17 protein-coding genes are annotated in these 21,469 nt (G+C 72.3%); 12 read left to right on the top strand and 5 right to left on the bottom strand.

Annotated features, from left to right (window positions below):
• Positions 1–119: 119 nt before the first annotated feature.
• Together V5O46_RS27670 and sph are read left to right on the top strand one after the other, a co-directional pair.
• A complete protein-coding gene (locus V5O46_RS27670; RefSeq protein WP_332887438.1) occupies positions 120–1,325 on the top strand; it encodes a polyamine ABC transporter substrate-binding protein in 1,206 nt (401 codons plus the stop codon).
• Between the two features lie 753 nt (positions 1,326–2,078).
• On the top strand, positions 2,079–3,056 hold the full coding sequence (sph, locus tag V5O46_RS27665) for a sphingomyelin phosphodiesterase (protein WP_332887440.1): 978 nt from the start codon (positions 2,079–2,081) through the stop codon (positions 3,054–3,056).
• Between the two features lie 3 nt (positions 3,057–3,059).
• On the opposite strand, the gene V5O46_RS27660 is transcribed toward sph, so the two are convergent.
• Positions 3,060–3,752, bottom strand: a complete 693-nt coding sequence (locus V5O46_RS27660; protein ID WP_332887437.1) for a glycerophosphodiester phosphodiesterase — start codon at positions 3,750–3,752, stop codon at positions 3,060–3,062.
• Positions 3,749–4,813: an adenosine deaminase gene (locus V5O46_RS27655; RefSeq protein WP_332887436.1), complete on the bottom strand. Its 1,065-nt coding sequence runs from the start codon at positions 4,811–4,813 to the stop codon at positions 3,749–3,751. Before V5O46_RS27655 ends, V5O46_RS27660 begins: the two co-directional genes overlap by 4 nt.
• A gap of 153 nt (positions 4,814–4,966) precedes the next feature.
• Here V5O46_RS27655 and V5O46_RS27650 point away from each other — a divergent pair, with 153 nt between their 5' ends.
• Positions 4,967–5,770, top strand: coding sequence for a DUF4190 domain-containing protein (locus V5O46_RS27650; RefSeq protein WP_332887435.1), 804 nt, complete (start codon positions 4,967–4,969; stop codon positions 5,768–5,770).
• Between the two features lie 14 nt (positions 5,771–5,784).
• Here V5O46_RS27650 and V5O46_RS27645 read toward each other — a convergent pair whose 3' ends face one another.
• Positions 5,785–6,438 (bottom strand): NADAR family protein, encoded by a 654-nt coding sequence (locus tag V5O46_RS27645; protein WP_408649069.1) that lies wholly within the window; start codon positions 6,436–6,438, stop codon positions 5,785–5,787.
• A 173-nt stretch (positions 6,439–6,611) separates the two neighbouring features.
• On the opposite strand from V5O46_RS27645, the gene V5O46_RS27640 reads away from it, so the two are divergent.
• From V5O46_RS27640 to V5O46_RS27605, 8 genes are all read left to right on the top strand, one after another.
• Positions 6,612–8,147 (top strand): gamma-aminobutyraldehyde dehydrogenase, encoded by a 1,536-nt coding sequence (locus tag V5O46_RS27640; RefSeq protein ID WP_332887433.1) that lies wholly within the window; start codon positions 6,612–6,614, stop codon positions 8,145–8,147.
• Between the two features lie 70 nt (positions 8,148–8,217).
• Positions 8,218–9,465, top strand: a complete 1,248-nt coding sequence (locus V5O46_RS27635; protein WP_332887432.1) for an ABC transporter substrate-binding protein — start codon at positions 8,218–8,220, stop codon at positions 9,463–9,465.
• The gene (locus tag V5O46_RS27630; RefSeq protein ID WP_332887431.1) at positions 9,462–10,610 is read left to right on the top strand and encodes an ABC transporter ATP-binding protein; all 1,149 of its coding nucleotides are present in this window, start codon (positions 9,462–9,464) and stop codon (positions 10,608–10,610) included. The genes V5O46_RS27635 and V5O46_RS27630 overlap by 4 nt, the downstream gene beginning before the upstream one ends.
• Positions 10,610–11,542, top strand: coding sequence for an ABC transporter permease (locus V5O46_RS27625; protein WP_332887430.1), 933 nt, complete (start codon positions 10,610–10,612; stop codon positions 11,540–11,542). The genes V5O46_RS27630 and V5O46_RS27625 overlap by 1 nt, the downstream gene beginning before the upstream one ends.
• Positions 11,543–12,343 (top strand): ABC transporter permease, encoded by an 801-nt coding sequence (locus V5O46_RS27620; protein WP_332887429.1) that lies wholly within the window; start codon positions 11,543–11,545, stop codon positions 12,341–12,343. It begins immediately after the preceding gene.
• A gap of 34 nt (positions 12,344–12,377) precedes the next feature.
• Entirely contained in the window at positions 12,378–13,805 is a 1,428-nt protein-coding gene (locus V5O46_RS27615) for an NAD(P)/FAD-dependent oxidoreductase (RefSeq protein ID WP_332887428.1), read from the top strand.
• 128 nt (positions 13,806–13,933) lie between these two features.
• The gene (locus V5O46_RS27610) at positions 13,934–14,410 is read left to right on the top strand and encodes a hypothetical protein (protein ID WP_332887427.1); all 477 of its coding nucleotides are present in this window, start codon (positions 13,934–13,936) and stop codon (positions 14,408–14,410) included.
• Positions 14,411–14,495: 85 nt separating this feature from the next.
• Positions 14,496–16,307 carry a chitinase gene (locus V5O46_RS27605; RefSeq protein ID WP_332887426.1) on the top strand — a complete coding sequence of 604 codons (1,812 nt, stop codon included), beginning with the start codon at positions 14,496–14,498 and terminating at the stop codon, positions 16,305–16,307.
• A 55-nt stretch (positions 16,308–16,362) separates the two neighbouring features.
• On the opposite strand, the gene V5O46_RS27600 is transcribed toward V5O46_RS27605, so the two are convergent.
• Together V5O46_RS27600 and gabT are read right to left on the bottom strand one after the other, a co-directional pair.
• Positions 16,363–17,007, bottom strand: coding sequence for a phosphatase PAP2 family protein (locus V5O46_RS27600; protein WP_332887425.1), 645 nt, complete (start codon positions 17,005–17,007; stop codon positions 16,363–16,365).
• Positions 17,008–17,402: 395 nt separating this feature from the next.
• Complete coding sequence (gene gabT / locus V5O46_RS27595) at positions 17,403–18,737, bottom strand: 4-aminobutyrate--2-oxoglutarate transaminase (protein ID WP_332887424.1); 1,335 nt, start codon at positions 18,735–18,737, stop codon at positions 17,403–17,405.
• A 290-nt stretch (positions 18,738–19,027) separates the two neighbouring features.
• Here gabT and V5O46_RS27590 point away from each other — a divergent pair, with 290 nt between their 5' ends.
• Positions 19,028–21,463 (top strand): type IV secretory system conjugative DNA transfer family protein, encoded by a 2,436-nt coding sequence (locus V5O46_RS27590; protein ID WP_332887423.1) that lies wholly within the window; start codon positions 19,028–19,030, stop codon positions 21,461–21,463.
• Positions 21,464–21,469: the final 6 nt, after the last annotated feature.

Here is a 21,469-nt window from a genome sequence, read left to right as displayed (position 1 = left end):
GCCCCGGTCGGGGGCCGCGCGTTTCCACGGGAAGCATCGACACACTGTCGCGTCCCGCCCCGTGTGCTCGACGCCACGTCAATTGTCCGCCGCGGCACACCGGCGGCATGCTGCCCCCCATGCCGCTGACACCCGAGAGGTCCCCGCTGACCAGTGCTGCACTCTCCCGCCGCTCCCTGCTGCGCACCCTCGGCGCGGGCGCGGCGCTCGGCGGCCTGGCAGGCTGCGGGGTGCCCGCCGCGTACGTACCGGCGGGCGAGCGCGCCGCCGCCGACCTCTCCGCCACCGAGCACCGGCTGACCTGGGCGAACTGGCCGCTGTACATCGACACCGACGACGAGCGGCCGAGCCGGCGGCCGACGCTGGAGGCGTTCGAGCGGCGCACCGGTATCTCCGTCGACTACGTCGAGGAGATCAACGACAACGACGAGTTCTTCGGCAAGATCAGCCCGGCCCTGATGAACCACCAGCCCACCGGCCGGGACCTGATCGTCATCAGCGACTGGATGTGCGGCCGGTTCGTACGGCTCGGCTGGGTGCAGGAGATGGACCGCTCGCGCCAGCTCCGTGTCACGCGCTACCTCGACCCGCTGCTGCGGTCCCCCGCCTTCGACCCGGGGCGGAGGTTCACGGTGCCGTGGCAGTCCGGCATCACCGGCATCGCGTACAACCGCCGTCGCGTCGGCCGGGAGCTGCGGCACGTCTCCGACCTGTGGGCGAGCGACCTCAAGGGCCGGGTCACGCTGCTGTCCGGCATGGACGAGGCGTTCGGGCTGCTGATGCTGGGCAACGGCGTCGACATCACCGCCTGGACCCCCGACGACTTCCACCGGATCTGCGACCAGGTCGAGCAGCAGGTCTCCCGGGGCCAGATCCGCCGCTTCACCGGCAACGACTACATCAAGGACCTCTCCAGCGGGGACGTGCTCGCCTGCCAGGCCTACTCCGGCGATGTGATCCAGCTCCAGGCCGACGACCCTGACATCGAGTTCGTCGTCCCGGAGGAGGGCGCCGAGCTGTGGGCGGAGTCGCTGATGATCCCCAACCGCGCCCGCCACAGGACCAGCGCCGAGCGCCTGATCGACCACTACTACCAACCCGAGGTCGCCGCCGAGCTGGCAGCCTGGGTCAACTACGTCTGCCCGGTCCCGGCCGCCCGGGACGTGCTGGCCTCCTCGAACGACGCGGAGACCGCCGCCCTGGCCGAGGACCCCCTGATCTTCCCCGACGACACGATGCGGGCGCGGCTGTCCACCGCCCGGGACATCGAACCGGCCGAGCGACGGGAGTTCGCCAAGCGCTGGAACGCGATCGCGGGGCTGTAGCGGCCGCTCGGCCGGCCGGTGCGTGAGTACCGGGACTCCGGGTCCGCGAAGCGGTGTCCGGGTCCGCCGCCGGCTGCGTAGCGGCACCCGGTGGGGACCGCGCCCCCGGGTGCGCGGCCCCCACCGACCGCGCACCCGGGTGCGCGTCAACCCCTGGGTCGACGTGGGAAACCGACCAGGAGCCAACCCCCGGGCGCCGATGTCCCGTGCCCCGCGCGCGGCAGGCTCCGCCCCGCTCCCGGCAGGCTCCGCACAGCCTTGCGGCGGCAGCCTGCCGGACCTCCGGCCCCGCGTGAGGCCGAGGCGCTCACCCTCGTCGAGCGGGCCTGAGAACGCGGAATTCTGCGACCGGCTGGTGGTGAGCCGGGCCACGGTGAGGGCGCCCATCAACCGCATCTTCGCCGGGACGGGTGCCGCCGACCGCGCCGTGGCCGTGCGCTGCGCCTGCCGGAACAACCTGGCCGGCGAGGGCAGTCGACCGGTGCCGGACGCCGCACGGGCCGACCGGGCCGTCGCCCGGGGACGGGGTACGGCGCGGCCGTGGCGACGCGGTCCGGCAGCAGAGGGGCGCCGCCCCGAGGGAGACGGGCGGGTCCGGGCCGTTCCGGCTGCGGGCGCCCCGTACGACAGATCGCCATCCGGTCACTGCACGGGTGTTACCTGGCAGTAATCGGCGGTGGTTTGATGTGCCGCGCAACCCCCCAGCGCCACCCACCCCACCCCCTCACCCCACAGGGAGATCCCGTGACGCCCATGGCTCTGTGCCGCACCCGCGGCGCCGCCGTGCTCGCGCTCTCGCTCGCCGCCGCCTCGCCCGCGGTGGCGGCGCCCACCGCATCGGCCGCCGAGCAGGCACCGCCGGTCCGGGTGCTGTCGTACAACGCCTTCCTCTTCAGCAAGACGCTGTACCCGAACTGGGGCCAGGACCACCGGGCCGCAGAGACGGCGAAGGCGCCGTTCATGGACGGCAACGACGTCGTGGTGTTCCAGGAGCTGTTCGACAACTCCTCCTCGGACGCGCTCAAGAGCGCCGTCGCCGATCGCTACCCGTACCAGACGCCGGTCGTCGGACGCACCAAGAGCGGCTGGGACGCCACCGGCGGGTCGTACTCCGCGCTCACCCCGGAGGACGGCGGGGTCACCGTCGTCAGCAAGTGGCCGATCCTGCGCCAGGAGCAGTGGGTCTACAAGGACGCCTGCGGTGCGGACTGGTGGTCCAACAAGGGCTTCGCGTACGTGGTGCTGGACGTGGACGGCCACCGGGTGCACGTGGTCGGCACCCACGCCCAGTCCACCGACCCGGGCTGCGGCGCGGGTGAGGCGGCCGAGATGCGCAGTCGCCAGTTCCGGACCATCGACGCGTTCCTGGACGGCAAGAACATCCCCGCCGACGAGCAGGTGCTGGTCGCCGGCGACCTCAACGTCGACTCGCACAGCGCCGAGTACGGCTCGATGCTCGCGGACGCCGACCTGGTGGACACCGGGGTGCGCACCGGGCACCCGTACTCCTTCGACACCCGGGACAACTCCATCGCGCGCGACCGCTACCCGGAGGACCCGCGCGAGGACCTCGATCACGTCCTGCACCGGGCGGGGCACGTCCGTCCGGCCGTCTGGAAGAACGACGTGATCAAGGAGGAGAGCGCCCCCTGGACGGTCACGAGCTGGGGGACGTCGTACACGTACACCAACCTCTCCGACCACTATCCGGTGATCGGTTCCACGGGCTGACGGTCAGCCGCCGCGCACCGCGCACAGCACGTCGACGCGGTTGGTCGTGACCGAGTCGACGCCCGCGGCGAGCAGGCGGCGCATGGAGCGGCGGGTGTCGGGCGTCCAGACGGACAGCAGATACCCGCCGCGGTGGACGCGGTCGGCCAGCGCCCGGTCCACCAGACCGAAGCGGTAGTTGAGCCAGCGCGGGCGGACCGCGTCCAGCAGTGCGGGCCTGGGCGGCGCCGCCGTCGTCCAGGTCAGCGCGATCTCGGCAACCGGGTCGGCCGCGCGCACCAGGAGCATCGCCACGGCGTCCGCGCAGTAGTACACGCGGTGGGCCGCACCGCACGCGCGGACCTCGGCCACGATCCGGCGGACCGCCCGCGCGTCGGGTGTGCCGGGCAGATCGAGCATCACCCGGCTGCCCTCGGTCGCCGCCAGAGCCTCGGCCAGTGTCGGCACCCGGCCCGCCGTCAGCCCGCGCAGTTCCGCCGCCGACAGCGCCTGCAGCGGGCGGTCCTGCTCCCACAGCCGCTTCAGCGACGCGTCGTGCAGCAGGACCGGCACCCCGTCCCGGGTGAGCCGTACGTCGATCTCGACCGCGTCCGCGCCTCGGCGCAGTGCGGACCGCAGCGAGTCCAGCGTGTTCTCCCGGAAACGGTACGGATCGCCGCGGTGGGCCACGGCCGTGACCGGACGCCGGGTGCTCATCCGGCGGTGAGCCAGTCGGCGGTGTAGGTGTCGATCTCGCCGGCGATCCGTGCCTTGCCCGCCGGGTCCAGGAAGGAGGCCTCGACCGCGGTCCGCGCCAGCTCGGCGAGGCCCCGCTCGTCGAGCTCCAGCAACCGGGCGGCGACCGCGTACTCGTTGTCGAGGTCGGTGCCGAACATCGGCGGGTCGTCGGAGTTGACGGTGACCAGGACGCCGGCCCGCGCGAACTCCTTCATGGGGTGCTCGTCCAGGGTGCGGACCGCGCGGGTGGCGATGTTGGAGGTGGGGCACACCTCCAGCGGGATGCGGTGCTCGGCCAGGTGCGCCAGCAGCTTCGGGTCCTGTGCGGCGCTGGTGCCGTGGCCGATGCGCTCGGCGCCCAGCTCGGTCAGGGCGTCCCACACGGTCTGCGGCCCGGTGGTCTCGCCGGCGTGCGGCACCGAGCGCAGCCCGGCGGCGATCGCCCGGTCGAAGTAGGGCTTGAACTGCGGCCGCGGGACGCCGACCTCCGGTCCGCCGAGGCCGAAGGAGACCAGGCCCTCGGGGCGCACCCGGTCGTCCGTGGCCAGCCGCACCGTCTCCTCGGCGGCCTCCAGGCCGGCCTCTCCGGGGATGTCGAAGCACCAGCGCAGTACCGTGCCGAGCTCGGCCTCGGCGGCCTTGCGGGCGTCCTCGATCGCGTCCATGAAGGCCCGCTCGTCGATGCCGCGCCGGGTGGAGGAGAACGGGGTGATGGTCAGCTCCGCGTAGCGCACCTGCTGGCGGGCCAGGTCCCGGGCCACCTCGTACGTCAGCAGCCGCACGTCCTCGGGGGTGCGGATCAGCTCGACGACGGACAGGTACACCTCGATGAAGTGGGCGAAGTCGGTGAACGTGAAGTAGTCGGCCAGCGCCTCCGGGTCGGTGGGCACCCTGGAGCCGGGGTGGCGGGCGGCCAGTTCGGCGACGATCCGGGGGGAGGCGGAGCCGACGTGGTGGACGTGCAGCTCGGCCTTGGGCAGTCCGGCGATGAAGGCGCGCAGATCGCGCGGGACGCGCGGGTCGACGAGGTGCTCGGTCAAGGTTCCTCCCCGGAAGCGGCGTCCGGGCCGCGTGGGCGGCGGGGACGCGGGTGATCGGCTGATCGGTGGCTCGGGGATCATCGTAGGCCGGTCTCACCCCGGGCGGGCGGGGGCCGTAGCATGGCGGGCACGATCGACCCAGGGGGACGCGACATGACGGACGCCAGGCAGCCGAACGGGGACGCCGCCGGCGGCTACGATCCGTGGGCGCCGCCGGAGGGCGGGCCGTCGCTCGACAAGAGCGGCGACGCCCCGGCCGGGCAGTCGCCGGTACCGGGACCGGGCGGATCGCCCGCCGCCGGGGGACCGCCCGGGCAGCAGCCGCCGTCCGTGCACGACCAGGCGACCGTCACCTCGATGCCGGCCGCCGGTTTCGGCCCTCCGGGCCTGACCCCGCCGCCGCCCTCCGGCCACACCCCGCCAGGCTTCCCCGATGCCACCCCGCCCGGTGGCCCCGTCCCGACCGGCGGACACGCTCCCCTCGGCGGCATGGATCCGTTCGCCGCGCCGGGGCACGGTCCGGGGGCCGCGGTGCCGCCCCCGCCGGTGGCGCCCGGCGGCCCGGGTGTCCACAGCGGGTACGGCTACCCGCAGGGCTACGGCTGGCCCGCCGGGCCCATGCAGCCGCTGAACGGCATGGGCGTCGCGTCGATGGTGCTGGGCATCCTCGCCTGCTGCCTGTTCTGCTTCTACGGCGTGGTCTCCATCGTGCTCGGCATCCTCGCCGTGGTCTTCGGGATCAAGGGTCGCCGCAGGGCGGAGCGCGGCGAGGCCAACAACCACGGCCAGGCACAGGCCGGGCTGATCATGGGTGTCATCGGCATCGTCCTCGGGGCAGCGGTGGCCATCCTGATCGCCATCGGGATCACCGCCGCGATCAACAGCGAGTCCGACTACGACGACCCCTACTACGGCGCCGACCGCCCGGCGGCCGTGGCCGTGGCCGGGGAACGCTGACCTTCCTCCGCGCCTCAGCCGCCCTGGAGCCGATCCCGCGCCGCCATCAGCGCGAACCCCAGCAGATTGGGCCCCCGCCACCGCTCCGGGTCCGCCGCCGCCTCGTCGTCCGCGGCGAGGCCGATGCCCCACACCCGGTCCACCGGGCTGGCCTCGACCAGCACTCTCTCGCCGGTGCCCAGCAGAAACCCCCGCAGCCCGGGGTCGGCGGAGAACTTGCGCACGCTCCCCTCGACGACGATCCCGAACCGCTCCCGCGCCCAGCTCTCCTCGTCGAAGCCGCGCACCAGCCGCCCCGCCTTCTTGGCCTGGGCCGGATGCCGGGCGGCAAGGATCCGGCGCTCCGCCTCCGCGTCCTGGAACAGCCGTGCCTTGGCGGCCATCATCCAGTGCTCCGCGGTCGCGTAGTCCACGCCGTCGACCGTGAACGGCGACGGCCACCACTGGCTCAGGCAGCTCGGCCCGAGCCGGCCGTCCGGCCGCGGCCGGTGCCCCCAGAAGTGCAGGTACCTGACCCGGGCCCCCGCGCGCACCTGCCCGAGCAGTGCTTCCCGGCTGTCGATCGGTCCCTCCGACCTCGCCGTGGTCCCCTCCGCCAACGCCGTGATCCCCTCCGTCGTCCGCACGGTCCCCTCCATGCACGCGAGTCTGGCACGCGCCACTGACACTCCGTCCGCCCTTTTCCGTGGCGACTCGACACCTGGTCGACAGATTCCGTCGCGTAACCAAAAGGCAACAACGGAATCACTTGTTGGAGGTGGTGTGCTCTGTCAGGATCGGCACTCACATCGAGTCCGAGCCACGCCGGCCCCCGCCACCGGGGTCACCGAGGAGAGCCGACATGCACAACCCGGGCAACGCCACCCCGGACCGATTCCCGGCCCAGGACCGCTTCGCGGACGGCGCCCAGTACATCGCGGGACGCCTCACCCGGGGCACCTCCGGACGTACCCACGCCGTCGTCGACCCCGCCACCGGCGAGGAGGTCCTCAGCTACGGGCTGGCCGGCCCCGACGACGTCGACGCCGCCGTCGCCGCCGCCCGGGACGCCTTCCCGGGCTGGGCCGGTGCCACCCCCGCAGAGCGCTCCGACGCCCTGCACCGGTTCGCCGCCGTCCTCGCCGACCGCGCCGAGGACCTGGCCCGCGCCGAGTCCCTGCAGTGCGGCAAGCCGCTGAAGCTGACCCGAGAGTTCGACGTGCCGGGCTCGGTCGACAACGCCGCCTTCTTCGCGGGCGCCGCCCGTCACCTCCAGGGCCAGTCGGCCGGCGAGTACTCCGGCGACCACACCTCGTACGTCCGCCGCGAGCCGATCGGCGTCGTCGGCTCCATCGCGCCCTGGAACTACCCCCTCCAGATGGCCGCCTGGAAGATCCTCCCGGCGATCGCCGCGGGCAACACCATCGTGCTCAAGCCCGCCGAGCTGACCCCGCTGACCTCCCTGATGTTCGCCCGGGCCGCCACCGACGCGGGCATCCCCGACGGCGTGATCAACATCGTCACCGGCACCGGCCGAGAGGCCGGCGAGCACCTGGTCGCCCACCCCGACGTGGCCATGACGTCGTTCACCGGTTCCACCGCCGTGGGCAAGCGCGTCGCCGAGGTCGCCACCGCCACCGTCAAGCGCATCCACCTGGAGCTGGGCGGCAAGGCCCCCTTCGTGGTCTTCGACGACGCCGACCTGGAGGCCGCCGCGCACGGTGCCGTCGCCGGCGCCCTGATCAACACCGGCCAGGACTGCACCGCCGCCACGCGCGCGTATGTGCAGCGGCCCCTGTACGAGGAGTTCGTCGAGCGGACGGCCGCCCTGATGGAGACCGTGCGCGTCGGCGACCCGTACGCCCCCGGCACCGACCTCGGCCCGCTGGTCAGCCACGCCCATCGGGACCGTGTCGCCGCCTTCGTCGACCGGGCGCGCTCCTACGCGCGCGTGGTGACCGGAGGCGAGGCGCCGCGGGGCGAGCTGAGGGACGGCGCCTACTACCGGCCCACCCTGATCGCCGGCGCGGCGCAGGACAGCGAGGTCGTCCAGTCCGAGATCTTCGGGCCGGTGCTGGTCGTGCTGCCCTTCGACTCCGACGACGAGGGCATCCGGCTGGCCAACGACACCCCCTACGGGCTCGCCGCCTCCGCCTGGAGCCGGGACGTGTACCGGGCGAACCGCGCCACCCGCGAGATCAAGGCGGGCTGCGTGTGGGTCAACGACCACATCCCGATCATCAGCGAGATGCCGCACGGCGGCTACCGGGCTTCCGGCTTCGGCAAGGACATGTCCGCGTACTCCTTCGAGGAGTACACCCAGATCAAGCACGTCATGTTCGACAACACGGCGGTGGCTGCCAAGGACTGGCACCGCACCGTCTTCGGGGACCGATAGTCAGCCAGCATCCGATCACTCACGGCAGGCCGCCGACCACGGCCGACCCATCCGAAAGGGCATCACGCGCATGGAGCACTACGAGCCCGACCGCCTCTCCCCGGCCCAGGTGAAGGCCATGCGGCGCAGCCTCCGCACCGGACGGGCCGCCCTCAGCCGCCGCTCGCTGCTGCGCGCCTCAGCGCTCGGCGGGCTCGCGGCCGGCGGACTCGGGTCGCTGAGCGCCTGCGGCATCCCCGCCGCCGGCAGGACCGAGGGCGGCACCTCGGCCGAGGACCGCTCGGCGCAGGAGAAGGAGGTCAGCTTCTCCAACTGGACCGAGTACATGGACGTCGACGAGGCCGGCAAGCGGCATCCGACGCTCGACGCGTTCACCGAGCGGACCGGCATCGAGGTCACGTACACCGAGGACATCAACGACAACAACGAGTTCTTCGGCAAGATCAAGCCGCAGCTCGCCGCGGGCCAGGACACCGGCCGCGACCTGATCGTCCTCACCGACTGGCTGGCCGGCCGGCTGATCCGCCTCGGATGGGTCCAGAAACTGGACCCGGCCAACCTGCCGCACGCCTACGCCAACCTGTCGCCGCAGTTCCGCAGCCCCGACTGGGACCCGGGCCGCGCCTACTCGTACCCCTGGCAGGGCATCTCCACCGTCATCGCCTACAACCGCAAGGCGCTGGACGGCATCGAGGTGAAGACCCTCTCCGACCTGCTCGACCACCCGAGGCTCAAGGGCCGTGTCGGTCTGCTCACCGAGCTGCGCGACACCATCGGCATGACCCTGCTCGACATGGGCAAGGACCCGGGCCGCTTCGGCGACGACGACTTCGACGCGGCGATCGCCCGCCTCCAGAAGGCCGTCGACCGCGGCCAGATCCGCCGCTTCACCGGCAACGACTACACCGCCGACCTCACCAAGGGCGACTTCGCGGCCTGTCTGGCCTGGGCCGGCGACGTCGTCCAGCTCCAGGCGGACAACCCCGACGTCGGCTTCCTGATCCCGGACAGCGGCTACATCACCTCCAGCGACAACCTGCTGATCCCCAGCAGGGCCCGGCACAAGACCAACGCCGAGCGGCTCATCGACTACTACTACGAGCCACCGGCCGCCGCCGAACTCGCCGCGTACATCAACTACGTCTGTCCCGTGGACGGCGTGCGCGAAGAGCTTGCGAAGCTCGACCCCGACGCGGCGGACAACCCGCTGATCATTCCCGACCAGGCCATGCAGGCGAAGTCCCACGCCTTCCGCTCACTGAGCTCGAAGGAAGAGACGGCCTACGAAGAGAAGTTCGCGAAGCTCACAGGGGCGTGACCACCATGACGAACGACAACAGCGGCGACGTCCGCCTCTCCGGGATCGGCAAGACCTACGGCCACTTCACCGCCGTGCACCCGCTCGACCTGACCGTGCCGCAGGGCTCCTTCTTCGCCCTGCTCGGTGCCTCCGGCTGCGGCAAGACCACCACCCTGCGCATGATCGCCGGCCTGGAGGAGCCCACCTCGGGCACCGTCCACCTCGGCGACCAGGACGTGACCCGGTTGCCGCCCTACAAGCGGCCCGTCAACACGGTCTTCCAGTCCTACGCGCTCTTCCCGCACCTCGACATCTTCGAGAACGTCGCCTTCGGACTGCGCCGGCGCGGCATCAAGAGCGTGAAGAAGCAGGTCGAGGAGATGCTCGACCTCGTCCAGCTCGGTGAGCAGGCCCGCAAGAAGCCGCACCAGCTCTCCGGCGGCCAGCAGCAGCGCGTCGCCGTCGCCCGCGCGCTCATCAACCACCCCAAGGTGCTGCTCCTCGACGAGCCGCTCGGCGCCCTCGACCTGAAGCTGCGCCGCCAGATGCAGCTGGAGCTCAAGCGCATCCAGACCGAGGTCGGCATCACCTTCGTGCATGTCACGCACGACCAGGAGGAGGCCATGACGATGGCCGACCGGGTCGCCGTGATGAACGCCGGACGGGTGGAGCAGCTCGGCGCCCCCGCCGACCTCTACGAGCACCCGCGCACCACCTTCGTCGCCAACTTCCTGGGCACCTCCAACTTCATCGAGGCCGAGGTGGACGGCAGGAGCGGCGACGAGATCGTCCTCAGGGCCGGTGCCGGCAAGCTCGTCCTGCCCGGCGAGCGGTGCAGCGCGCCCGCCGACGCGGGCGGCAAGGTGCTGGCGGGCGTCCGCCCGGAGAAGGTCTCGCTGACGCACGTCGACGACGCCGGGGAGATCCCCGAGGGCCGCAACCGCATCACCGGGAAGATCGCGGACGCCGCGTTCATCGGCGTCTCCACCCAGTACGTCGTCGACAGCCCCGTCTGCCGGGAGTTCGCCGTCTACGTCCAGAACGTCGACCGCGACCCGCGCCTGGCACCCGGCGCCGACGTCGTCCTGCACTGGAGCCCGGCGCACACCTTCGCCCTGGACGCCTCCCAGGACATCGAGGCGGGCGTGGAGGAGGCCGCCTGATGACCACGACGCTCACCGAGGCGCCGCCGCCTCTCGACGCGACCGCACCGCAGCAGAAGCCGCCGCGCAGAAGGGGCCGCTGGACGCCGTACTGGCTGCTGCTGCCCGGCATCCTGTGGCTGGTCGTCTTCTTCGCGCTGCCGCTGGTCTACCAGGCCTCCACGTCCGTGCAGACTGGCTCCCTGGAGGAGGGCTACCAGGTCACCTGGCACGTCGCCACCTACTGGGAGGCGCTGTCCGAGTACTGGCCGCAGTTCGTGCGCTCGGTCGCCTACGCCGCCGCCGCGACCGTGCTCTGCCTGCTGCTCGGCTATCCGCTGGCCTACCTGATCGCGTTCCGCGCGGGCCGCTGGCGCAACCTGATCATGATCCTGGTGATCGCCCCGTTCTTCACCAGCTTCCTGATCCGCACCCTCGCCTGGAAGACGATCCTCGCCGACGGCGGACCGGTCGTCGAGGTCCTCAACACGCTGCACGTCCTGGACGTCACCAGCTGGCTCGGCTGGACCTCCGGGGACCGGGTGCTGGCCACACCGCTGGCGGTGGTGTGCGGTCTGACGTACAACTTCCTGCCGTTCATGATCCTGCCGCTGTACACCTCGCTGGAGCGCATCGACCCGCGGCTGCACGAGGCGTCGGGCGATCTGTACGCCAGGCCGGTCACCACCTTCCGCCGGGTCACCTTCCCGCTGTCGATGCCCGGAGTCGTCTCCGGCACGCTGCTCACCTTCATCCCGGCCACCGGTGACTACGTCAACGCCTCGCTGCTCGGCTCCACCGACACCGTCATGGTCGGAAACGTCATCCAGTCGCAGTTCCTGCGGGTGCTGGATTATCCGACGGCAGCGGCGCTGTCCTTCATCCTGATGGCCGCCATTCTCGCCATGGTCACCTTCTACATCCGCAAGTCCGGCACGGAGGATCTGGTTTAAATGGCCTTCGTCAACTGGCTCAAGCGCAATCTGGTCGTCATCGCCGGACTGCTGACCCTCGCCTATCTGCTGCTGCCCAACGTCATCGTCACGGTGTTCTCCTTCAATCAGCCGAAGGGGCGCTTCAACTACGAATGGCAGCAGTTCTCCACGGAAGCGTGGAAGGACCCCTGTGGCGTCGCCGGCCTGTGCGACTCGCTGTCGCTCAGCCTGCAGATCGCGTTCTGGGCGACGCTGGGCGCCACCGCCCTCGGCACGATGATCGCCTTCGCGCTGGTCCGCTACCGCTTCCGGGCGCGCGGCGCGATCAACTCGCTGATCTTCCTGCCGATGGCGATGCCCGAGGTCGTGATGGCCGCCTCGCTGCTCACGCTCTTCCTCAACATGGGTGCCAGGCTGGGCTTCTGGACGGTCCTGATCGCCCACATCATGTTCTGTCTGAGCTTCGTGGTGACGGCCGTGAAGGCCCGGGTGATGTCGATGGACCCGCGCCTGGAACAGGCGGCACAGGACCTGTACGCCGGCCCGTTCCAGACCTTCCTCCGGGTCACGCTGCCGATCGCCGCCCCCGGAATCGCCGCGGGCGCCCTGCTCGCCTTCGCGCTCTCCTTCGACGACTTCATCATCACCAATTTCAACGCGGGCTCCACCGTCACCTTCCCGATGTTCGTGTGGGGATCGGCCCAGCGTGGCACGCCCGTTCAGATCAACGTCATCGGTACGGCCATGTTCATCGTCGCCGTACTGTTCGTACTGGCCTCCATGGTCATCGGTAACCGCCGAAAGCGCCGTACGGCGTAACTGCGCACAGTGCAATTCGTAGGGAGTTGAAATCATGGCCCCCAGCGCCATGAGCCGCCGCACCGACTGGACGCGATCCCTCTCCGAGGCCCAGCCCGTCCCGTACTGGCTGGACGACCCCGGCAAGCCCCGCCCCGAGCCCGCTCTCACCGGTGCCGAGACCTGCGACCTGCTGGTCGTCGGCGGCGGCTACAGCGGGCTGTGGACCGCGCTCGTCGCCAAGGAGCGCGATCCGCGGCGGGACGTCGTCCTGGTGGAGGGCCGTGAGGCGGGGTGGGCCGCCTCCGGTCGCAACGGCGGGTTCTGCGCCGCCTCCCTCACCCATGGTCTGCCCAACGGTCTCACCCGCTGGCCGGACGAGATCCACCGGCTTCAGGAGCTGGGCCGCCGCAACCTCGACGCGATCGAGGCGGCCGTGGCCCGGCACGCCATCGACTGCGACTTCGAGCGCACCGGCGAGATCGACGTCGCGACCGAGACCTACCAGGCCCGGGAGCTGAAGGACTGGTACGACGAGATCGAGCGCGAAGGGCTCGCCGAGGGCGTCGAGTTCCTCGACGCCGGCGCCGTGCAGGCCGAGGTCGCCTCCCCGACCTTCCGGGCGGGCCTGTGGGACCGCCGGGGTGTGGCCATGCTCAACCCGGCCAAGCTCGCCTGGGGCCTGAAGCGGGCCTGCCTCGACCTGGGGGTCCGGGTCCACGAGCACACCCCTGCGCTGGACCTGAAGCCGTCCGGCGCCGGGATGGCCGTGCGCACCCCCTACGGCTCGGTCCGCGCCCGCACGGTGGCGCTCGGCACCAACGTCTTCCCGAACCTGGTGCGCCGGGTGCGGTCGTACACCGTGCCGGTCTACGACTACGCCCTGATGACCGAGCCGCTGACCGACGGCCGGCTGGCGTCGATCGGCTGGAAGAGCCGGGCCGGCCTCGGGGACAGCGCCAACCAGTTCCACTACTTCCGGCTCTCCGCCGACAACCGCATCCTGTGGGGCGGCTACGACGCGATCTACCCGTACGGCGGCCGGGTGCGCGCCGAGTACGACGACCGCCCGGAGACCTACGCCAAGCTCGCCGGGAACTTCTTCACCTGCTTCCCGCAGCTGGAGGGCGTCCGTTTCAGCCATGCCTGGGGCGGTGCCATCGACACCTGCTCGCGGTTCTCGGCGTTCTTCGGCACCGCCCACCAGGGCCGGGTCGCCTACGCCGCCGGGTACACCGGACTCGGTGTGGGCGCCACCCGGTTCGGTGCCGAGGTGATGCTGGACCTGCTGGCGGGCGAGCGGACCGAGCGCACCGAGCTGGAGATGGTGCGCAGGAAGCCGCTGCCGTTCCCGCCGGAGCCGTTCGCGTGGACGGGTATCGCGCTGACCAAGTGGTCGCTGGCCCGCGCCGACGCGCACGGCGGCCGGCGCAACCTGTGGCTGAAGGCCATGGACCGGCTGGGCCTCGGGTTCGACAGCTGAGCCCCGCCGCCGCGGTGTGAGCCGGTTCACCCCAACGAGCCCCGCCGATCCGCGTAATGCCCGCCGGGAGACCTCCTCTCCCTCGTGGACGCGAACCGCGCGTCCACGAGCGAAAGGGAGGTCTTCTCATGGCTGGGGCGAAGACGGCGGTCGCATGGCTGGCATCGGCCGCACCGGACCCCGAGGCCTGTCTGCGGGAGTGGGAACGCAACCCCCTCGGGGTCGCGCTGCTGCCCGCCGGCACGGCCTGGGACGTGCTCATCCTGCCGAGCAGGCTCGGCTACCCCACCCTCGACGTCCTGACCCGGGTGCTGGACCAGCCCGGCCCGGTGCTCGCCGACTTCGGCGACGCGCGCACCGGTTTCTTCGTACCGCCGGGGACCGCCGCCCGCTGGCTGGGCACCGGTATCCGCACCGCGGGGCGCGGCACCTGGATCGTCGTGCCCCACCCGGCGTGGCCGGCCCCCGGCGGGATCCGCTGGCTGGTGCCGCCGGACGGCTCCGGCACCCTCACGGATCCGGCGCTGCTGGAGCTGGCGATGCACGAGGCGGCGGCGCAGCAGGCGGCGGAGCCGGAGCAGACAGCGGAGGAGGACGGGCGGTGAGCCGCGGGAGGGCTTGACAAGCGAATTGGTCTGGACCAAGTTGGGCGCGCTCCACCCTCCAATTCCCCCATGCCCGGAGGTACTTGTGGACCGCTCCAGACCCTTTCCGCGCAGGCCCCTCGCCGCACTGGTCACGGCCGCGGCTCTCGCCGTGTCCGGCACCACCGCGCTCACGTCGGCCGCCCGTGCGGCCGACGCGGACCTGGCACGCAACGGCGGCTTCGAATCCGGCCTGGACGGCTGGGCCTGCACCGCCGGTACGACCGTGAACTCACCCGTGCACAGCGGCACCGCCGCGCTGCAGGCCACCCCGGCCGGCTCCGACCACGCCCGCTGCGCCCAGACCGTCACCGTGCAGCCGGACGCGCAGTACACCCTGTCCGGCCAGGTCCAGGGCTCCTACGTCTATCTGGGCGCCGAGGGCACCGGCACCACCGACGTCTCCGCCTGGACCCGGTCCGCGCCCCACTGGCAGCAGCTCACCACCACCTTCCGCACCGGCCCCGACACCACCCGCGTCACCATCTACACCCACGGCTGGTACGGCACCGGCGCCTACCACGCCGACGACATCAGCCTCGTCGGACCCGGCGGCGAGACCGGGCAGCCGCCCGCCGTCCCCGGCGGACTGACCGTCGGCACCGTCACCGCCTCAAGCGTCGCCCTGTCCTGGTCGCCGGTCCCGGGCGCCACCGACTACGCCGTCCACCGCGACGGCACCCGGGTCGCGACCTCGACGGGCACCTCCACCACCGTCACCGGACTCGCCCCCGAGACCGCCTACGGCTTCCAGGTCAGCGCCCGCAACGACGCCGGGGAGTCCGCCCGGTCGGCGACGGTCACCGCCACCACCGCGCCCGGTACCGGCGGCGGCACCCCCGGCCTGCCCCCGCACGCCCTGGTCGGCTATCTCCACGCCACCTTCGCCAACGGCTCCGGCTACACCCGGCTCGCCGACGTCCCCGACGGCTGGGACGTCATCGACCTGGCCTTCGGCGAACCGACCTCGGTGACCTCCGGAGACATCCGCTTCGAGCGCTGCCCGGTCTCCGAGTGCCCGGACGTGGAGAGCGACGCCGAGTTCAAGGCGGCGATCGCGGCCAAGCAGGCGGCCGGCAAGAAGGTGCTGATCTCCATCGGCGGCCAGAACGGCCAGGTGCGGCTGACCACGGCCGCGGCCAGGGACACCTTCGTGTCGTCGGTTTCGAAGATCATCGACGAGTACGGCCTCGACGGCCTCGACATCGACTTCGAGGGTCACTCGCTCTCGCTCGACGCGGACGACACGGACTTCAGGAACCCGAAGACACCCGTGATCGTCAACCTCGTCGCCGCCCTGAAGACGCTGAAGGCGAAGTACGGCGACGACTTCGTCCTGACGATGGCCCCGGAGACGTTCTTCGTGCAGATGGGTTACCAGTACTACGGCACCGGACAGTGGGGCGGCCAGGACCCCCGCTGCGGGGCCTACCTCCCGGTCATCCACGCCCTGCGCGACGACCTGACCCTGCTGCACGTCCAGGACTACAACTCCGGCCCGATCATGGGCCTGGACGACCGGTACCACTCCATGGGCGGTGCCGACTTCCACATCGCCATGACCGACATGCTGCTGACCGGCTTCCCGGTCGCGGGCGACGCGGACAAGGTCTTCCCGCCGCTGCGCCCCGACCAGGTTGCCATCGGCATGCCGGCCTCGACCCACGCGGGCAACGGCCACGTCCCGCCGGCCGAGGTGGTCAAGACCCTGGACTGTCTGACGAAGCGGACGAGCTGCGGCTCGTACGCCACCCACGGCACCTGGCCGGGGCTGCGCGGCCTGATGACCTGGTCGATCAACTGGGACCGGTTCGGAGGCTGGGAGTTCCAGCGGACCTTCGACGGCTACTTCGGCTGAGGCGGGGCGGGGCGGCGGGAGGGTGGGGTGCAGGGCGGCGGGCAGCCGGAGCCCGCTACTTCGGCCGACCGCCACCTCGGCCGGCGCTGCTCCCGCCGGCCGCCGCCCGCAGACCGACCAGGAGCACCGCGCCCAGGCACCAACCGGCCACCACGTCCAGCGGCCAGTGGTAGCCGCGGCGCACCAGCCCGAAGGAGACGCCGAGCACCAGCGCCGCACAGCCCCCGACCAGGACCCGACGGCCGGCCACGGAGCGCAGCAGCGGAAGGAGGAACAGCGCGGCCGTGCCGTACGCCACCACGGCGGTTACGGTGTGCCCGGAGGGGTAGTAGCCGGTGGCCGGGGGCACGGCCGGGGTCCCCGGCCGGTCGGTGAACTCCTTCAGCGGCACCACCAGAGCCGGCACCAGCACCATCAGCACGGCCCCGGCGACCGCCGGCCACCACCAGCGGTCCGCACCGGCCGCCCGGCCGCGCCACACCACGTACGCCAGGGCCACGGCGAGGACGGGTACCGCGACCTCCACGTTGCCGAGATCCGCCAGCAGCTCGGCGTCCCGGTCCGGTCGGACGAGCGCCCGGCTGATCCGCTCGTCCCCCCGCAGCAGCGGGCCGTCGGCCACGACCTGCCAGGTGATCAGCGCGAAGAGCGCCACGGGGAGCAGTGCCGGGAGCCCGAGCCGGACGAGGAGCGGTGACATGGTGACCAGCTTGTCAGGGGCCGCCCGGGCGGATACGCCGAGGGACCGGCGCAAGGGGGGGAGTGCGCCGGTCCCTCGATGAACCGCCGTCCGGCTGCCGAGCCGGCCGTCCGGACCGGAACGTCGCGCGCCCCGGGGGGTCTGGGGCGAGCGACCGTCCGATCGGTGAGGAGATCCGGAGCCGTGCGGCTCCGGGTGTGCGCGAGGGCACGACCAGGCCGAAGCCGGGGAGGCCCCGTCCTGAGTCGCCCACGGTCACCCGTGGGCGGGTGTATCTCTCATCTGCCGAAGAAACTACGGCAGGGGCTGGGTGGACGACAGGGGCATCCGGGTCCTGTCATCCACCCCGCACACCTTCTTCACATGACGTGCCCTCAGGTGCGCAGATGTGTGGCTCAGATGCGCGCGAAGGCCTGTTCGAGGATGTCGAGCCCCTCGTTCAGCAGGTCCTCGCCGATCACCAGGGGCGGCAGGAAGCGCAGCACGTTGCCGTAGGTGCCGCAGGTCAGGACCAGCAGGCCCTCGGCGTGGCAGGCCTTGGCGAGCGCGGCGGTCGCCTCCGGGTTCGGCTCCTTGGTCGTACGGTCCTTGACCAGCTCGATGGCGATCATGGCGCCGCGGCCCCGGACGTCACCGACGATCTCGAACTTCTCGGCCATGGCGGTGAGGCGGCCCTTCATGATCGCCTCGATGTTCTTCGCCCTGGAGTTGAGGTCGAGCTCCTTCATCGTCTCGATGGAGCCGAGCGCACCGGCGCAGGCCACCGGGTTGCCGCCGTAGGTGCCGCCGAGGCCGCCGGCGTGGGCGGCGTCCATGATCTCGGCGCGGCCGGTGACGGCGGCGAGCGGCAGACCGCCCGCGATGCCCTTGGCGGTGGTGATCAGGTCCGGGACGACGCCTTCGTCCTCGCAGGCGAACCACTGGCCGGTGCGGCAGAAGCCGGACTGGATCTCATCGGCGACGAACACGATGCCGTTGTCGTTGGCGAACTTCACGATCTCCGGCAGGAAGCCCTTGGCCGGCTCGATGAAGCCGCCCTCGCCGAGCACCGGCTCGATGATGATCGCGGCGACGTTCTCGGCGCCGACCTGCTTGGCGATCTGGTCGACGGCCTGGGCGGCGGCCTCCGGGCCGGCGTTCTCCGGGCCGGTCGGCCAGCGGTAGCCGTAGGCGACCGGGACACGGTAGACCTCGGGCGCGAACGGGCCGAAGCCGTGCTTGTACGGCATGTTCTTGGCGGTCAGCGCCATGGTGAGGTTGGTACGGCCGTGGTAGCCGTGGTCGAAGACGACGACGGCCTGCCGCTTGGTGTACGCACGGGCGATCTTGACCGCGTTCTCGACGGCCTCGGCGCCGGAGTTGAACAGCGCGGTCTTCTTGGCGTGGTCACCCGGGGTCAGCTCGGCCAGCGCCTCGGCGACCTCGACGTACCCCTCGTACGGGGTGACCATGAAGCAGGTGTGGGTGAAGTCGGCGAGCTGCGCGGAGGCGCGGCGCACCACGGCCTCGGCGGAGGCGCCGACCGAGGTCACGGCGATGCCGGAACCGAAGTCGATCAGCCGGTTGCCGTCGACGTCCTCGATGATGCCGCCGCCCGCGCGCGCGGTGAACACCGGCAGCACCGAGCCCACGCCCTGCGCGACCGCGGCGGTACGGCGGGCCTGCAGCTCCTGCGACTTGGGGCCGGGAATGGCGGTGACGACGCGGCGCTCCTGCGGAAGTGCGGTCATGCGGGGCTCCTGGGGGTCTTGCGGATCTTACGGACGCTTTCCTCTTTTCTCGCAGGCTAGGGCGGGGGACGGGGGGCGGGCATGCTCCATGTGGGCGTTGTCGGGGAGATTCGTTGTCCGTGGTGGACATAGCAGCCGTCCGTGGTGGACACCGGTGCCGGCCCCGGCGCACGGGGAAGTCGTGCGGCCGGTGACCGGCTCCCGGCCGCGTAAGCGGTGAACTCCCCCTGGCAGGGCATTAGATTGGCTCGCTGACGGTGGACGGAGCGGCTGGTCAGGGGGCAAGGGCGATGGACAGCGACGGGACGCACGGGGCACGGGACGCACAGGCCGGTCCGGTGCCGCGCCCGGTGGTACCGCCCGCCCGCCCGGCGGTGCCCCCCCGGCCCGCCGCGGCACCGGGCGAACCGCACCCGCCCCGACAGCCCCCGCGCCCGGGGTCCGGCGTCGCCGCCTGGCTCGACACGGACCGACCGGCCACCCGGCCCGGGATCTGGCGCCACGGCCACCGCCCGCCGCAGGGGGCCGCGGAGAAGCTCGCCCCGGTGACCGTCGTCGGCATGCTGGTCCCGCTCCTCCTGGCGTTCCTGGTGTGGTCGTTCTGGCACCGCGGTGTCATCCCCTACCAGCACGTCCTGCTGCGGCTGTTCACCCCGGACGACTGGTGGTGGGGCGGTACGACGGCGGCGCCCAAGCCGGTCGACGGGTGGGCGGTGCCCCCGGGGTTCGACGCTCTCGTCGTCTACGACGGCGTCTTCTTCGTCGCACTCGTCCTCACGGTGGCCAGGCTCGGCAGCTGGCCCGCCATCGTCCGCCACTACGTGGGCCGCAGGCCCCAGCCGGCCCGCGCCCTCGTCGCGGCCCTGGTCGCGCTCGGCGCCCTCGGCCTGGTCTTCCCCGAGGCACTTCCGGGGGCGGGGTGGTCCCCGGTCCCGGTCGTCAAGCCGCTGCTGTCCCTGACCGTGCTGATCGTGGGCAGCAGCGAGCCGGCGACCTCCCCCGTCTTCACGTACACGCTGTACACGGCCGTCGCCCTGCTCGTGCTGTGGCCGTTCGCCCGGCTGGGCGCGTGGCTGCCGTACGCGCGGGAATGCCTCGCCCGGCGCCGGGCGAGCGCCGCACCCAGGAGCCCCGCTCCGGCCGGCCCCCGCTCCCACTGGCCGGCCCTCCGCGAGGCCGGCCAGTACGAGGCCGCCGAGCTGCTCACCGCCGAGGTCGCCCAGGGCCGGATGAACGACGTCGACTGCGTGCGCGTGACGCAGGCCTTCGAGGACGCCCGGCGCACGGCCCGGCTGGACACCTTCCGGGACACGGTCCTGCGCCGGGGCGGAGCGGCCTGGACACACCCCTCCGGCGCCCGGGACCTGCCCTTCCGGTCCGCCCGGCACGACCTGCTCGCAGGGCAGGTGCGCATCGGCCGCTGGACGTCCGCCGACCGGACCCCGGAGGCCTACCGGGAGGCCGGGGCTGCCCTCGGCCCCGAGGTGCTCGGCACCTCGCTGCTCGCCGTCGGCCCCTCCGGTGCCGGAAAGACCCGCACCCTCGTCGAACCGGTGACCGAGGCCCTCGCGCTGCAGGCGCTCACGGGCAGCTGTGCCGTCGTGGCCGTCTCCGCCGCCGGGAGCCCGCTCGGCGCGGACGAGGCCTTCGACGTGATCGTGCGCATCGGTGATCCCTCCTCCGTGCACGACCTGGACCCGTATGCCGGGTCCGACGACCCGGACGAGGCGGCCACGATCCTCGCCGAGGCGCTGGTGGGCGACCTGGACACCACCGGCGCGCGCGGCGCGGCCGCCGTGGCAGCGCAGGGCGCCGCCACGGCGCTGGCGCGGCTGCTGGGCCCCTTCCGGACGGTGCACGGCCGCTTCCCCTCGTTGCCGGAGCTGCGCGAGCTGCTGGAGGGCCACGACGGGGCACTGGCCTCGCTGCGGGAGGCGCTCGTCGTGAGCGGCGACGACCTCATGGTCCGCGATCTCGACGCCGGCACCAGGCAGCAGGGCACGCCGGGCACCGCCCACCAGGTCCTGACCGACCGGCTGGCCCTGCTGAACCGGCCGGTCTTCGCGGACTTCTTCGGCGGCGGCGCCGGCCGCACGTTCTCCCTGCGGGCGGTCGTCCACCACCCGCTGCGGGTGCGGATCGACCTCCCCGAACGCGGTCACGAGGAGGCCGGGCGGCTGATCACCCGGCTGGTTCTCGCCCAGTTCCTCGCCGTCGCCCGGGAGAGCCGCCGTACCCACTTCGCCCACCTGGTCCTGGACGACGCGACGGGCGCGGTCACCGCGGAATCGGTGCAGCGCATCCAGCGGTTGCGGGCACAGAACGCGGGGGTGCTGCTGGCCCTGCGCACCGTGGCCGACGTGCCCGAGGCCCTGCACGGTCCGCTCTACGGTGCCGTGGGGTGCCGGATGGCCTTCTGCGGTGTCACCACCTGGGACGGCAGCCGGTTCGCGCAGGCCTGGGGGACCGAGTGGGTGGAGACCACGGAGATCGCCAAGCACACGGTCTTCGCCGACCAGCCGATGACGCGGGCCTTCCACACGCTGCGCAAGCTGGTCACGGGCAAGGCGGTGACCACGGACGCGGTGACCGTCCGGCAGGTCGAGCGGGAGCGCTGGTCGGCCTCCGAGCTGGCGCACGAGGTGCCGCCCGGGCACGCGGTGCTGTCGCTGACGACCGTGCGGGGCGAGCACGCGCCGCCGCTGCTGGTGGATCTGCGCGGATGACCCGTA

This window comes from Streptomyces poriticola (assembly GCF_036689765.1).
In the GTDB taxonomy this organism is placed as follows: Bacteria; Actinomycetota; Actinomycetes; order Streptomycetales; family Streptomycetaceae; genus Streptomyces; species Streptomyces poriticola.
This window is presented reverse-complemented; position numbering and strand designations above follow the sequence as displayed.

Coding starts and splice junctions, on each gene's coding strand:
- V5O46_RS27620 (WP_332887429.1), top strand. CDS start 11,543: ATGGCCTTCGTCAACTGGCTCAAGCGCAATCTGGTCGTCATCGCCGGA.
- V5O46_RS27590 (WP_332887423.1), top strand. CDS start 19,028: ATGGACAGCGACGGGACGCACGGGGCACGGGACGCACAGGCCGGTCCG.
- sph (WP_332887440.1), top strand. CDS start 2,079: ATGGCTCTGTGCCGCACCCGCGGCGCCGCCGTGCTCGCGCTCTCGCTC.
- gabT (WP_332887424.1), bottom strand. CDS start 18,737: ATGACCGCACTTCCGCAGGAGCGCCGCGTCGTCACCGCCATTCCCGGC.
- V5O46_RS27600 (WP_332887425.1), bottom strand. CDS start 17,007: ATGTCACCGCTCCTCGTCCGGCTCGGGCTCCCGGCACTGCTCCCCGTG.
- V5O46_RS27650 (WP_332887435.1), top strand. CDS start 4,967: ATGACGGACGCCAGGCAGCCGAACGGGGACGCCGCCGGCGGCTACGAT.
- V5O46_RS27615 (WP_332887428.1), top strand. CDS start 12,378: ATGGCCCCCAGCGCCATGAGCCGCCGCACCGACTGGACGCGATCCCTC.
- V5O46_RS27635 (WP_332887432.1), top strand. CDS start 8,218: ATGGAGCACTACGAGCCCGACCGCCTCTCCCCGGCCCAGGTGAAGGCC.
- V5O46_RS27670 (WP_332887438.1), top strand. CDS start 120: ATGCCGCTGACACCCGAGAGGTCCCCGCTGACCAGTGCTGCACTCTCC.
- V5O46_RS27625 (WP_332887430.1), top strand. CDS start 10,610: ATGACCACGACGCTCACCGAGGCGCCGCCGCCTCTCGACGCGACCGCA.
- V5O46_RS27610 (WP_332887427.1), top strand. CDS start 13,934: ATGGCTGGGGCGAAGACGGCGGTCGCATGGCTGGCATCGGCCGCACCG.
- V5O46_RS27640 (WP_332887433.1), top strand. CDS start 6,612: ATGCACAACCCGGGCAACGCCACCCCGGACCGATTCCCGGCCCAGGAC.
- V5O46_RS27660 (WP_332887437.1), bottom strand. CDS start 3,752: ATGAGCACCCGGCGTCCGGTCACGGCCGTGGCCCACCGCGGCGATCCG.